This is a genomic window from Pseudomonas sp. SIMBA_041, from assembly GCF_046535095.1.
GTDB classification, from domain to species: Bacteria; Pseudomonadota; Gammaproteobacteria; order Pseudomonadales; family Pseudomonadaceae; genus Aquipseudomonas; species Aquipseudomonas mucoides.
Window position 1 is genome coordinate 1 of sequence record NZ_JAWRXJ010000199.1, and the last position, 280, is coordinate 280.

Here is a 280-nt window from a genome sequence, read left to right on the forward strand (position 1 = left end):
AGCGCGCCGTACAGCCATGCTGCGCAAGGCGACGACGTCTATAAGGACGCCGGTGAAATCAGCCTGGGCATCAAGTCCGCCGTCGATGTAGACGGTCGCGCCTTCGAGAACCTGCAGCTGGGCGACGCGGCGTCGGTCAAAGTCACCGACACCACCGACGACGTGGTTGCCAAGCTGACCGCCACACCTTCGGTCACCGAAGGTGGTGCAATCACTTACACCATCACCCTGACCAACAAAGATGGTCTGCCGATCGATAAACATTCGGCGCTGACCTTCA

At 60.0% G+C, this 280-nt stretch carries 1 protein-coding gene; it reads left to right on the forward strand.

Annotated elements, in window-relative coordinates; genetic code table 11:
* The coding region (locus tag SB725_RS30835; protein ID WP_410923168.1) for an immunoglobulin-like domain-containing protein at nucleotides 1-280 on the forward strand (280 nt) is incomplete at both ends.